12 protein-coding genes and 1 pseudogene are annotated in these 12,890 nt (G+C 45.3%); 5 read left to right on the top strand and 8 right to left on the bottom strand.

Translation table 11 applies throughout. The features are described 5' to 3' along the window. Positions 1–7 precede the first annotated feature (7 nt). From LYZ37_RS23010 to LYZ37_RS23000, 3 genes and pseudogenes are all read right to left on the bottom strand, one after another. Positions 8–349 (bottom strand): hypothetical protein, encoded by a 342-nt coding sequence (locus LYZ37_RS23010; protein WP_069669869.1) that lies wholly within the window; start codon positions 347–349, stop codon positions 8–10. A 688-nt stretch (positions 350–1,037) separates the two neighbouring features. Then, entirely contained in the window at positions 1,038–1,262 is a 225-nt protein-coding gene (locus LYZ37_RS23005; RefSeq protein WP_272788496.1) for a hypothetical protein, read from the bottom strand. Positions 1,263–1,602: 340 nt separating this feature from the next. Beyond that, positions 1,603–2,259, bottom strand: a pseudogene (locus tag LYZ37_RS23000) (CatB-related O-acetyltransferase). Between the two features lie 89 nt (positions 2,260–2,348). On the opposite strand from LYZ37_RS23000, the gene LYZ37_RS22995 reads away from it, so the two are divergent. Beyond that, positions 2,349–3,308, top strand: a complete 960-nt coding sequence (locus LYZ37_RS22995; protein ID WP_272788495.1) for a LysR family transcriptional regulator — start codon at positions 2,349–2,351, stop codon at positions 3,306–3,308. Between the two features lie 58 nt (positions 3,309–3,366). On the opposite strand, the gene LYZ37_RS22990 is transcribed toward LYZ37_RS22995, so the two are convergent. Then, positions 3,367–4,644, bottom strand: a complete 1,278-nt coding sequence (locus LYZ37_RS22990; RefSeq protein WP_272788494.1) for a WS/DGAT domain-containing protein — start codon at positions 4,642–4,644, stop codon at positions 3,367–3,369. Positions 4,645–4,932: 288 nt separating this feature from the next. Between LYZ37_RS22990 and LYZ37_RS22985 the strand changes: the two genes are divergently transcribed. The 4 genes from LYZ37_RS22985 (at position 4,933) to LYZ37_RS22970 (ending at position 8,201) form a co-directional block, all read left to right on the top strand. Continuing rightward, the gene (locus tag LYZ37_RS22985) at positions 4,933–5,181 is read left to right on the top strand and encodes a DUF6482 family protein (protein WP_171321843.1); all 249 of its coding nucleotides are present in this window, start codon (positions 4,933–4,935) and stop codon (positions 5,179–5,181) included. Between the two features lie 173 nt (positions 5,182–5,354). Further along, entirely contained in the window at positions 5,355–6,245 is an 891-nt protein-coding gene (locus LYZ37_RS22980) for an ABC transporter ATP-binding protein (RefSeq protein WP_272788493.1), read from the top strand. Next, positions 6,242–7,183, top strand: a complete 942-nt coding sequence (locus LYZ37_RS22975; protein ID WP_272788492.1) for an ABC transporter substrate-binding protein — start codon at positions 6,242–6,244, stop codon at positions 7,181–7,183. Before LYZ37_RS22980 ends, LYZ37_RS22975 begins: the two co-directional genes overlap by 4 nt. Positions 7,184–7,187: 4 nt before the next feature. Next, positions 7,188–8,201, top strand: a complete 1,014-nt coding sequence (locus tag LYZ37_RS22970; RefSeq protein WP_272788491.1) for a FecCD family ABC transporter permease — start codon at positions 7,188–7,190, stop codon at positions 8,199–8,201. 64 nt (positions 8,202–8,265) lie between these two features. Here the strand turns inward: LYZ37_RS22970 and LYZ37_RS22965 are convergent, their stop codons facing one another. The 4 genes from LYZ37_RS22965 to LYZ37_RS22950 all read right to left on the bottom strand — a co-directional run bounded on the left by LYZ37_RS22965 (position 8,266) and on the right by LYZ37_RS22950 (position 12,890). Further along, positions 8,266–10,374: a peptidase domain-containing ABC transporter gene (locus LYZ37_RS22965; protein ID WP_272788490.1), complete on the bottom strand. Its 2,109-nt coding sequence runs from the start codon at positions 10,372–10,374 to the stop codon at positions 8,266–8,268. Positions 10,375–10,376: 2 nt separating this feature from the next. Next, a complete protein-coding gene (locus tag LYZ37_RS22960; RefSeq protein ID WP_272788488.1) occupies positions 10,377–11,618 on the bottom strand; it encodes an HlyD family secretion protein in 1,242 nt (413 codons plus the stop codon). Positions 11,619–11,733: 115 nt separating this feature from the next. Then, positions 11,734–12,309, bottom strand: coding sequence for a hypothetical protein (locus LYZ37_RS22955; protein WP_195877685.1), 576 nt, complete (start codon positions 12,307–12,309; stop codon positions 11,734–11,736). Between the two features lie 116 nt (positions 12,310–12,425). Next, positions 12,426–12,890: a hypothetical protein gene (locus tag LYZ37_RS22950; RefSeq protein WP_272240770.1), complete on the bottom strand. Its 465-nt coding sequence runs from the start codon at positions 12,888–12,890 to the stop codon at positions 12,426–12,428.

Here is a 12,890-nt window from a genome sequence, read left to right as displayed (position 1 = left end):
CCCTTTTTTATTTCGCTAACCATTCTTTGACCCTTTCCACCACACCATCAACGATTCCCCGCCTCGTTTCCGCAGCTTCCACTTCCACCTGTTTCATTTTATCCCTATCGTAAGTTTGGCCATGAACCATATTAATCACCGCCCCACTCTTTTTCGTCTGAATATAGATTTCTTCAAGCAGTTGCCTGTTGGTGACGCCCTCATCATCGTTCTCCAAGATACGCAAAGCGAGGTCAAACAAGTTTCGCCCCGCCTCTGCATTGCTCGTGATCTGTTCTTTCTTCATGTACGCGTAAAAGCGTTGTTCGAGATCCTTAAGCGGAACTTGAATGACATTGGGACGACCCATGAGCGTCTACTCCTGTATCAACTCGATGTACTAAAAATGTACTAAATCGCATGTCCTCTCCCTCAACGAGAGAAACACTGAGTGTACTAATGTCTATTACACAATTGGCGCCAATACAACCAAGTGGATATAAAACAATGCTGTAAGTGTACTAATTTTTTATTAGGAAACGTCCTAAAATACAGAACATCAACGTCTAGCCCTTGATACGCAAAGAATTAGTACGAAACCAGTACATTTACAGTACAAGTGTACTAAGAATAAAACTTAGAATGAATGCTGATTTTAATAATTCGAAAATCGATAAATCCAAGCATTGAAGGATCTTAAGTAACTGATATTTAGAAATTTCCTCATACTTGAACACCATTTACATGACGAAGTCATTTAGCGTGGTGTGTAGTGAAGATTTAGAAATACAGTGGCGTTTTTCTAGAATATTTTCCTATCAGTTTTTGTTTTCGCTAAGAGTCTAAATTATCGTTGAAAAATGCCCCTATTGAAGGGGCTAGGGGTGTTGACTTGACCGCGCAGTTTTTCGTATTCAGAGGCACTTTCACTCCTAAGTTGCACGCTAAAATGACGAAATGAAACACATGACAAAGTCGCTCAATAGTTACGCTGCGGGTCGTCTCAGTTCCAGCCATTTCTGGACAGAAGTGTGTTAGGGAAACACGTGGATGAGCGACTAATCATACTCAGTAAGTGCTCTCTGAAGCTCATCAATAATCAACTGTGCAGCCATAGATAAACTTCTGTTTGGGCGCAGAACTGATACCCTTGCATCTAACGGTAGAACTAGGCTTCTCACTGGAGAATTTGGTTGCCGTGATGGACGAGTATCGAGCGTGATCAACATGTCACATACCGCTAAAGTTTTCTCTGCTTGGCGAGTACGTCTCGAGTACTTCACCCTACCTGAGACTCCGGTCCTCCCAACGCCGCACGGTGCAGAGTGGCAGTCAGACCTTTCAGCGGTTGCGGAGCAGAGTGGATCGCACACCCCAAGTGCGTGTAGCTAAGACATGTACGCTACCTGTCACTTCATTGTCAATGATAAGCACGGCAGTCTAGTGCAAAGCGCCTCGACCCAAAACACGAGGTGAAAGCATCCGGCCCCACGAGTGTTGCCACTAGCAACGATAAACTGGTGTGCTCGGTTTTAGCGGCGAGAAAGAACTCAGCCGCGACCGAAATCCAGTAACCAACAACGTTAGAATGATTAATGTTTTCTGCGTCGCCCGTACATATGCTCACCCTCTCACGTTTTCTAAATAGTAACGTTCAAGTTCGTCGATACGTCCGCTACACAGCGACTTCATTGCGCCTTGGATATGCTCTAAAGGCCAATCCCACTATCTGAGCTCCAACAAAAGCGTTACTGTTTCCTCATCAAACCGCTGCTTGATAACAATATTGTTACCCACAACAACGGTATAGGCATCTACGCTTTTTGAAATCACGGCTCTCGCCCCTATCACAGCACCATCGCCAATTTTGGCGCCTGGCATAATCATCGCTTCACTGCCAATCCAAACATCATTGCCAACAACAGTATCCCCGGCTCTTAGAAAACCGTTTTTGACGTCTTGTCCAAACACGTCTTCTGAAAATGGAAATGTTGATACCCAGTCTAATCGATGACCTTGATTTCCCGCCATCATAAACGTTGCACCAGAAGCGATTGAGCAAAATTTACCAATGTGTAAGCGATCAACCTTACCAAATTGGCCACTGTGCCATTCGTCTTGAGTAGAAGCATCACCTAACAAGTACCGTACGGCCTGATCTTCAAAAGATTTTGAATGGTAAAAACCGGAATAGTAGCTAAAGTCACCGACCTCGATATTCGGATTCTTTACGTGTTCTTTTAGATTCTGGCTCTCTAGCCAATTTTGAAAAGTCCTCATTGCCATGCACTCTCTGCTGCTTGTTGCCGAGAGTGTAAATAACCCCTATTATTTCCTGTTGTGTGAAATTAAAAACTCAGAATTACCATATGGAAATAAAATGGCTTCCCTACCTCCCCATTTACGTTGCACTTTGTGAAGAAAAAAGCATTGCTGGCGCAGCAAGGAGACTGAGTTGCTCCAATGCGCACGTGAGTAGACAATTACGGCAATTAGAGGCGCTGCTGTCAGTCCAACTTATTCATCGAACCACTCGGCAGTTCAACCTGACTTACGATGGAGTGGAGTTCTATAAGCAAGCGAAACACTTGCTTGAAAGCGCGGAAGTGATCAACGAAAAGCTATGCCTCAGTGAAAACGCTGCTGGGAAACTGCGTGTCGCCGCCTCAGCGTCGTTTGGGTCACTGCTCTTAACGGAACCCTTGGTCGAGTTTTATCGAACTTACCCAGACATCAAGATCGAAGTCATTTTCACCGAAACGCCGTTTGACCTCATCGAAGCGGGCTTCGATGTGGCGTTTTTTCTGACGGACACTCCACCGGAGGGTTACGTTGGGCATCGCCTTGGCTCACTTGATTGCAAGCCGTATGCCCATCAGCAGTACGTGAAACAACATGGTCAAATAACGCACCCCAATGAACTGCACACACTTACCCATATCCTGTACAAAAACACTGACCTAACGTTAGATCACTGGACGTTTCACCATGCTACTGGCAATGAAAAGGCCGACATCAAACTTACTGGTGGGTTTAGCGTAAACTTAGTTTCATCTATGGTTGATGCTATGGTTAAGGGGTGTGGCGTGGCGATGTTGGATGAGTTTGCACTGTCAAAGTTGCCGCAGACTGAGCGGCAACAGGTTGTACAGCTCCTTCCGGAATGGCAAACGAGCGCGATCTTACCCTTGTATATCCTCTACCCAAAACGCCAGCATTTACCAAAACGTACACGTTTGTTCGTGGAGTTTTTTCGTAATTCCCTTGAGCACATTTTGCCGCAAGCGCAAAAGAAGAAAGACGCCCAAAGTAGAGAGCGCCTTTCATAACAAACCAATGGTTGGACTTTGATAATCTCTCGATGCGAATAGCGTTATATCGTTTGTCTCACACAGCCACTTGTAATGAAGAAAGCTGCTGCCTCACCAGGGCTTTAAACTGTTCGAGGTCATTGGCATTTAAGACTGAATCAGACGCTGCAATGCCAAGCCCGACTCTGTCGCCGTAGGGCACCAATGTCAATATCAAGCCATAGTGCCCCTGAAGTGGGAAGTTAAATCCCCCCGCTTTAACCAGCTGAGTACCACAAAATGTCAGCGCCTCGTTATCGTTACGATTATAGTGACCAAAATTTGAAATATAGCAGTTAGATTTGGTGCTAATTAGACGAAACCCCTCCATCAATTGTTGGGGCGAAGCTTGAGCAAAACCACGGGCAAAGTTGGCATATGACAGTAACATGCGCTGAGGTGCCATCGTCACCCGATCAATTTGTTGCTGAAAAGCCTGGCTCATCAAACGCATATCTGAATCGTCGAGTTTCACGGGGATAGCGCTCACGTAATTTCCCAGCAGTTTACTCTCTTCCTGGCGTACATTAGCAGTAACTGAAACTGAGATGCTGCCCTTAAGGGTCGAGGCCTTAAGCGCAAGTATCGATTTTGCAATTGCCGTCGAGATCAGACTATTTAGTGAGATCCCTGGCGTTCGAACAATGTGGTCAGTGTCGATCTCAAAATAGTCAAAATTGACCGTATTTGAGTCCCCTTCGCGATAGAACAAATGCACGGAATTCGCATCCGATAAATACGCTCTCGACTGCGATTGGTAATCCTCCAATTGCTTGTTGAACAACTCACGGTCGTTGATTTGTTGGCCAATGAACTCTTCATCTGAAATGCTCTTTATGACTGAAGGTAAGTCGCTCTGCATTCCATTATAATTCGACACCAAAAGTTCTTTAATGAGGTAGCCCGATGGCCCATCGCAAAATACATGATTAAACAGAAGGCACAGTAAGGTACCCGCCCCATCCGGTGTATCAATCTTAAGCATTATCACAGGCGCATTGGCTGATTGACCAACGATCAGATCCAGCTCGGCACCGAGCACAGCCTTTAGGGTTTCAATCGCCGATTTACGTGCCTGTCTAATAACAAACGTATTGTCGTACTGACATGGTACATAACGATAACTCGCCTCTTCGTCCATTAATCGATGGCAGAGTTTTGGAAGTTGCTGATACACCTTATCAAGGGCCTGTTGCAAACGTAGGCTGTCTAATTGACCTTCCCATTGCCAAAATTGAATGAAGTATTGAGGATGATTGCGCTTATTGATTTCAAATTTAACTTTATCGAGAAAGTTTACGGGAATTGACTGCATGTAACACTAGAGGGGCTAATTTCTGAATCTACCCCATGGTAACGAAAGATCGATGCGCACGTGATAGGCATTTAAGACCATTTTATGGTGACAATAGGAAGAAATGGAAAGATTTAAGATGAACGTCTCTGGTGAACTGTCTGGAGCCTGTCACTCATAGACACTTCCGCGTCGTCGACCCTTTGACTTCCTATGTCATCAATTCCACTTTTTAGGCCAGCGTTGGTCTTAATTGCCCCAAAAGACGTAATAACCAAACACGGCCTTTTTTGATTCAGGAGCAGCACAATGGACTTAGAATTGGAACTAATTGAGGGCGGATGTTATCTAGCGGTAGAAATCCGTGGAGACGAACGCCGAATTCTGCGCTCTAACACTGACGCATTCATCAAATACCAGAACCTATCGCAAGCACGCGCTCATTTGGCGCACAACAATTATGCATCCATTACGCTGATCGAGCACAACACATACGACGAAATGTGTGGAGAGTGTGTTAATCAGGAAGTTACTGCCACTCGACTCGACTGGTCATAAGTCCCGTATTATCAAAGTAGCGCAAATGTAAGGCTGCCCACCCTCTAACGAAGGTGGCGCTTGTCTTGCGACCTCGTTCATGAATGATTGGTGCACCCATTTAATCCCTCCCAAACCCATAAATGTTATGTTATAACATTACAATCATCATAGAATTATGGATATAATGAGCTATGACTCATTTTTCAACCACTACTCCGCACGCTGATGAGGAGTCAATCGAATATTGCATCGCAGCTGGTAATGACAACGCCAAGGTGATTGTTCCGCCAAAGATTCAAGTACAAGGACTTGGCTACCACCGAGGTGATTCTCCGCCAATTATCGATAGTGCCACGTTTGAGCTAATGAAAGGTGAAAACTTGGCCGTCATCGGCCCAAACGGTTCAGGGAAAAGTACTCTACTCAGATTACTTGCTGGTATCTTGAGTCCAACGTTTGGCGAAGTACACTATGACGCGATCCCACTCCGTCAATTGTCACTTAGGCAGCGCGCGACAAAAATAGCCGTCGTGAATCAACATGAAACACCAGATCCAAGATTATCGGTAAGAGATTATGTACGGCTTGGCGCCATTCCTTATGAAAGCCATCGCTCGTTAGAAGCCATCAACACGAGTGTTGAACAAGCACTAACAACCATGAACCTGCAACAGTTATCGAACAAAGCCATGCATCAACTTTCTGGTGGCGAACGGCAGAAAGCGCATATCGCAAGAAGTTTATGTCAAGAACCTGAGGTACTTCTACTAGATGAGCCAACCAATCATTTAGATCCAAAAGCAAAAGGTGAGGTTCTCTCATGCATTGTGAATTTGGGACTCACCACCGTCACCGTGTTGCACGAGCTATCACTTGCGGCACAAATGTGCGACCAACTATTGGTGCTTGAAAGTGCGCGACTTCGCGCTTTTGGACCGCCACAGACCGTACTCACGTCTTCATTAGTCGACAGTGTCTTTGGCGTCGAATTGCATCATTTTCAGCACCCACGAGAACACCGCTCGCTACTCTGTCTCGATATCCCATTACTTAGAAACGTTCAATCAACGGAAACTATATGAAAAAAATACTGCTTTTCGGATTTCTTTTTGCATCCGTCACCTCCTACGCAAGCGTTACAGTGGAAAACTGTGGCAAATCGATTAGTTTCAAAACACCGCCTAAGCGTATGGTGGTCCATGACATTAATATGGCGGAAATGGCCTTCGCTCTCGACTTACAAGACCGCATTGTAGGTTTAACGGGCATCACTGGTTGGTATAAAACAGGTCCCGAGTTTGAAAAAATGCGAGGAGATATTCCGGAGCTCGCGCCCAAATACCCAACGATGGAAAACTTGCTTGCAGCCGAACCAGACCTTTTCTTCGCAGGATGGTATTACGGCATGAAGCCCGGCGGAGAGGTCACCCCAGATACGCTAGCAAAAAAAAACATCAACACCTTGGTCCTCAGTGAGAGTTGTGTTCACTTAGACAAACAAAAATCACAAGTCACCATGGATCTCCTATTTGACGATGTCATGCGTCTAGGTAAGATTTTTAATAAACAAACACAGGCGGCTTCCCTGGTGAAGCGGTGGAAGTCACAACTGAATGATGTCCAGCTAAAGGTTCACGGTGCGCCGAAAACACGGGTGTTCCTGTACGACTCGGGGGAAGAAAAACCCTTTACAGCCGGGAAGTACGCCATCATAACACCAATGATAGAAGCCGCTGGTGGTCGCAATATCATGGCCGATATGCAAACCAGTTGGGGACGCACAGCATGGGAGAACGTCGCCATGAAAAACCCCCAATTCTTGCTACTGTTAGATTATCAAGATGGTAATGGCGTGACCAAATTGATGGACTTTTTAAAACAGCATCCCGCTATGAAACAGACAGATGCCGTCAAGAACGAGCGCTACATTGCTCTAAGGTACGCAGAGCTCACACCAGGCCCTGCAAATATCGATGTGATAGCGAAACTTGCTAAAGCTATCCACCCTGAGCGTTTTTAGACTAATGACCAGTACAACGCGAATGCAAAGTGGCATCATTGTTGGACTGTGTGCGTTGATAGCGTTAACCGCGCTGTCTGTGCTCCAGGGCTCGACAACAATTCCGCTTCGCGCCGTGGGCGATGCATTTCTTCTGTGGTTCTACCAAGGAGAAAATCACCTCGGCCCAGTCTATAGCATCGTCATTGACTTACGTCTTCCTCGGGCCCTGTTGGCAATGATGGTAGGTGCAGGTCTTGGTATCGTCGGTGTTTTGCTGCAAACCACGACACGTAATGATTTGGCAGACCCCTTTTTATTCGGTTTAAGCGCGGGGGCCGCAGCTGGCGCGGTCGCTGTAATCACCATTGGCAGCAACTTACTGGGTATCTGGACACTGCCTGCTGCGGCTTTTATTGGCGGAATGACCGCATCCGCACTTGTCATTGCACTGGTGAGGCAAATGTCCGATTCAGGACCAGAGAAACTTATTCTTGCTGGACTGGCCGTCTCTTTTATCTTTACCGCGTTAACCAATTATTTGATTTTTTCTGGAGATCAACGAGCCGCTCACTCGGTATTGTTTTGGTCATTAGGGGGCTTAGGTCTTGCTCGGTGGGATAACCTATGGTTGGCATTCCTCGGATTTATTGCCGTGTTTGGCTATGCCCTCTATCATCACCGCAATTTTGATGCTCTACTCGCAGGAGAACAGACCGCCTACACGCTTGGAGTCGACCCTATTAAGTTGAGAAATCTAACTTTTGTCATTTGCGCCTTCAGCACGGCGATTTTTGTTTCCTTGACTGGTATCATTGGCTTTATTGGCCTTATGGTGCCGCATATTGCAAGGACACTGACGGGCGCACTGCACAAAAAGCTAATTCTCCTATCTGCATTACTCGGGAGCCTCATTCTCCTCGGCAGTGATTTAGTCGCTCGGATTATTTTAACGCCTCAAGAGCTGCCTCTGGGTATTGTGACCACATCGGTTGGCGGTTTGTTTGTGTTTTTCTTACTAACGAAGAGCTCACGATAACCTGAAGCTAACCTAAGCCTACTCTTTGGCCTAGGTTAGCACTCACCCAAGGACACAGATGCGGTTACAATCTGATCACGCGGTCGGCTGTTGCAATCGTCTCTTTTCGGTGAGCAATGATCAATCGAGTCATATTCATCTGGCGTATGTTAAAGTTAATTTGATGTTCATTGTCTGCGTCTAAGTGACTCGTTGCTTCATCTAAACACAGTACTTGTGGCTGTTTATATAAGGCGCGAGCAAGGAAGATCCGTTGCAATTGCCCCCCAGAGAAGCTATTTCCCATGTCGCCAACTAAAGAATGAAAGCCCAGCGGTAGTTTCTTAATGTCATCCAGTATGTTGGCTTGTAAACAGCTTTGTTCTAGACGTTCAAAATCATAATCAGACTCAAACATGGTAATGTTTTCGCATAGAGTTCCAGAAAACAGGGCGTCGTCTTGCATGACACTACCAAATCGGCTGCGATAGTCAGGCAAGGCAACATCGCTAATCTTCACCCCATCAACATATATGCTCCCTTCATCGACAGTCAAGATCCCCAACAATAGCTTCATAATCGTTGTTTTTCCTGAGCCTGAAGGACCGACTAATGCCACGCTTTCACCAGGCATCACCTCAAACGACACCTTATGTAACACCCAATCTAAATTGTCTGCATATCGGAAGCTGACATTGTCAAAGCAAATGTGACCGGATAACTGCTTCGGTAAGACCGCTGAGGAAGGGACGATTTCACGCGCTTCAAACACAATATCCGATAATCTTTCTAAATGCAGTTCGAGCAATTTAAATGAAAACAATTTATCAATGAAGTTCGTCATACTGGTAGTAAATTGCGTCTTGTATGCAATAAAAGCGATTAACATCCCAACGGTCAACTGAGCTTCCATTACAGCTAGAGCGCCAAAATAGACGACGAGGATGTTTTCAACACCAAACAACAACTTGTTCACATGGGACTCAGCGATTTGAATACGGCCTAACTTTATCTCCGCGTTAACGACTTCAGCAAACCGGTTCAGCCACATGTTTTGCCGGTTTGTTTCATTGCTAAATAACTTGATCGTTTGCATGGCTCGCAACGTTTCTAAGAAATTAGAATCTTCTTTTGCTGACACGAGGATCAGTTCCGCAGTTAACCGACGGTTCGGGTAGTAGAAAGCAAGCTGTACCGCATAAGACGTCGCTACAACCGCAATAACGATGGCCGCGAGTTTTACGTTGTAAAGAAACATCATGACGACAACAACGACGGCCATCAGGCCGTCAATAAGCGACTCGACCAACCCAGTTGTGAGCATATTTCGAATAGAAGCGATGGAACCAAAGCGAGAAACGATATCGCCAATATGGCGTCGTTCAAAGTAGCTAATAGGCAACCGCAAGAGATGATGAAATAAATTGGCGCCCATCTGTATGCTCATCATGCTATTAAATTTGAGAATAAACCAGCTTCTTAACGTACTGACAGACACCTGAACAAACAACAGCAACATAAAGCCAATCGCCAACACTAGGAGCAACGGTTGGTCATTGCTTAGCAGCACCGAATCAATGACCCACTGCATATAATACGGGGAAATCAGCGCGGCAAATTGCATCACCACAGACAAACAAACAAGCGATACCAATGCTCGCTTGAATCCCTCTATTCTCTCCCACAATTGAGAGATTTTCATCGTCACCTGACTATCTTTCTTCTTGAAGCTTGCACTCGGTGTAAGCTCTAACGCTACACCAGTGAAGCTCTTGCTTACTTCTTCGAGACCCAGCTTTCGCTTTCCTACAGCTGGATCATTGACAATCACAGCGTTTCTGGTCACCTTGGTCAAAACAACGAAATGATCCAAATCCCAGTGAAGTATACAGGGAGTAGAAAGGTGGCGAAGATCTTCTAAATCACACTTTACGGCACGTGAAGACAGCTGCAGCTCGCTTCCAATATCCATAATGTCTTTCAAGCTCATTCCTTGCGTCGCCGACAAAGTGTGCTTTCTCAACGACGCGATATCCACCTTGAACCCGTAGTACGAGCAAATCATCGCTAAACAGGCCAGTCCACATTCAGACATTTCTGACTGAGTAATTAGGGGAACCGATTTGAGAGATGAGAACGACAGTAGTTCCGTGGGGTTAAGCGATTTAACAGCAGATTTGGGTAGATTAAGCATGACTATCCGAGCTTTCCTTTGATTGCATAGATCGGGTCCAACAGCCATTCAAGTAGGCTACGTTTTTCTTGGATAATATCGGCTTCAGCGATCATACCGACTTTAAGTGGGAACTGTTTTCCATACGCCCCTATCGCTTGGGTCGCTAATGTTGCTCTCACACGATACATCGCTTCCGTAGTTTTAATCGGAAACACTTTATCGCTAGGCAGCACTAACGCTTGATCAATATTCGTGACCTGCCCTTTAACCAATCCGAACTTCTGATAAGGAAATGCGTCGAACCGAATCCTGACTTCGTCACCCAGTTGGACGAAACCTGCGGAGCGCGTAGGCAATAGTAGCTCCATTTCCAACGGCGAGTTTTGAGGAATGATACTTAGTATAATGGTGTCGGTGGTAAGATAAGATCCCACAGAGGGCTGAATCGCGGTGACCATGCCAGACTCTGGAGCGGTAATAATAAACTCGTAATCGTTGTCGAGTTCGATCTGCTGGGTCTCTAGCTGGGAAATTTCTCTTTGTATGGTCGTCTTCTTTAGAAACCTTTGTTCCGGAAGCAAGATTTTAGCGGACTTAAGCGCGTCAATCTCGACCAGTACCGATGCCAACTCCTTTTCCAGTCTATCATACGACTCCAATGCTTCTAGGTACTCCTCATGAACTACCGCCAGTTCTGTCGACGATAGGTAGCCTTTGTGGTGAAGGCTTTTATTCTTTTCGTATTGCTGTTCTTTGAGCTCTAAGCGCAACAAACTCGTGGCCTTTGCTTTTCTAATCGCGTTGAGACTCCGGTTTCTTTGCGTCAATTGTGTGTCGATTCGACGTTCTTCTTTGTCAAAGATTGCAGTTTGAATACTCAACTCTGACTGAAGCGCTTGACGTTGCTGTTGCAGCTCATTTTTCAGTGCCATGGAAACGTCGACCCCTCCGGTCATCCCCTGACTGTCTCTGATCTTAGCAATGGGTTGGTTACTGACTACGTTGCTGCCTTCCTGAACGAGTAAACGAACTAAGACCCCTTTTCGACCAGACACAACCTTGATAACACCTTTGGAGGGTAATAAGTACCCTTTCACGGTTTCTTTTCGAGAGTAACTGCACTGAGAAAGGTAAACAATGACAGCCAGAAACGTAACGAAGATAAGCAGATGTAAAGGGTAGCTCGACAGCCGTTGATGAATAATGATTTTTCCAGTGAGACGATTTTTCTTAGCCTCAATTGCTTCTTTTCGAAAGATCATTCGCGTCTCTTTTAAAAAAGGGAAAGACCATCGTCGTCCTTCCCTTACCGAAATGGATGAAGAATTAAAATCTTCACCTGATCTTAGCGTTCCCAGTGGCTATGCCCAGAAATCACTATTTCTGCCAAAGTGCTTGCCAATCTTTTTGTTTACACACACAGCCGATGAGGAAACAAGCAGGCTCCACGACTAAACGTACAGCTTTACCACGCAGGGAGCCTTTTTCCACAATCTTCATTTGGTAAGCCAATTCGATCGCTCGATACTTGGCGATTGGGTACATGATTTTTTCAGCCAGAGGACTCTTGCGCATCAACTCTACGTACGGAATTGCCCAGTAATGGTAGCCACGTACGGTAGTCTCTGACAGATGGTTCTGCGTGTACTGAAGGTCCGCGCGCCAAACTTCAGCATCAAGCATTCCTTTACGATAGAAGTGAGTACAAATAACGCGACTGCTACCTCCACGACCACCGCCGCCTCGGTTTTTACCCGCTTCCGAACCGCAGCCACCTGAATGATTCATATCGGTACTCATTTTGCCGTCTCGTGCATCGCGAGCACCGGAACCACAGCCTTTATCACCACCAAATGCGGTGTTCGCCGCGTCAGAGATACTCATGCCACCAACCACATGCTGGGTATCGCTTGGGTCTAAAACCGTAATTTTACTGCATTCTACTTTTTTCATAGTTATACTCTTATAGTATGATTTACATTTTAAATTGGATTAAAAGATCGCATATGAACAGCAGCGATCATATTTAACCCTACCGATACTGAAAAACTCATTCGTTAACTTAAGCGTCAGTTTATTTTTTTACACTGATACTTCTCGGAAAAATTCTGTGTCATTGAAAGCTGTGAGTCTGTAAAATCTAGTATTTTAAATTGATCTACCGTCGGCTCTTCACAACGAGAAAGTAAAGCCTGGTAAACGGCGTCATCTTTATTAGAACTTACTTTTTCAAACTCACAACCCTTCTGATTCAAGATCAATTCATCTTTGTCTAGATTATATTCCCCATATTCATCCAAGATGTAAATTTGATTTCCTGAATTATTTCCATAAACGGTTATCGAAAACTTTAATGTGTATTTCTTATCATCTTCTAAATTTATTTTAATGTTGGCCTTACCGCCGCTCGCCCCTCTATAGAATTGGCAGTCCCACTGACCTTGTAAATTCTCGTTTAGTCCACTAATATTGCCTGGTTTATAGTAACCTTCCCCATACTGATATATTGCTAACGCCCCTAAAACAATAACCAA

The organism is Vibrio tubiashii (genome assembly GCF_028551255.1).
In the GTDB taxonomy this organism is placed as follows: domain Bacteria; phylum Pseudomonadota; class Gammaproteobacteria; order Enterobacterales; family Vibrionaceae; genus Vibrio; species Vibrio tubiashii_B.
This window is presented reverse-complemented; position numbering and strand designations above follow the sequence as displayed.

Coding starts and splice junctions, on each gene's coding strand:
- LYZ37_RS23010 (WP_069669869.1), bottom strand. CDS start 349: ATGGGTCGTCCCAATGTCATTCAAGTTCCGCTTAAGGATCTCGAACAA.
- LYZ37_RS22995 (WP_272788495.1), top strand. CDS start 2,349: ATGGAAATAAAATGGCTTCCCTACCTCCCCATTTACGTTGCACTTTGT.
- LYZ37_RS22990 (WP_272788494.1), bottom strand. CDS start 4,644: ATGCAGTCAATTCCCGTAAACTTTCTCGATAAAGTTAAATTTGAAATC.
- LYZ37_RS22985 (WP_171321843.1), top strand. CDS start 4,933: ATGGACTTAGAATTGGAACTAATTGAGGGCGGATGTTATCTAGCGGTA.
- LYZ37_RS22980 (WP_272788493.1), top strand. CDS start 5,355: ATGACTCATTTTTCAACCACTACTCCGCACGCTGATGAGGAGTCAATC.
- LYZ37_RS22975 (WP_272788492.1), top strand. CDS start 6,242: ATGAAAAAAATACTGCTTTTCGGATTTCTTTTTGCATCCGTCACCTCC.
- LYZ37_RS22970 (WP_272788491.1), top strand. CDS start 7,188: ATGACCAGTACAACGCGAATGCAAAGTGGCATCATTGTTGGACTGTGT.
- LYZ37_RS22965 (WP_272788490.1), bottom strand. CDS start 10,374: ATGCTTAATCTACCCAAATCTGCTGTTAAATCGCTTAACCCCACGGAA.
- LYZ37_RS22960 (WP_272788488.1), bottom strand. CDS start 11,618: ATGATCTTTCGAAAAGAAGCAATTGAGGCTAAGAAAAATCGTCTCACT.
- LYZ37_RS22955 (WP_195877685.1), bottom strand. CDS start 12,309: ATGAAAAAAGTAGAATGCAGTAAAATTACGGTTTTAGACCCAAGCGAT.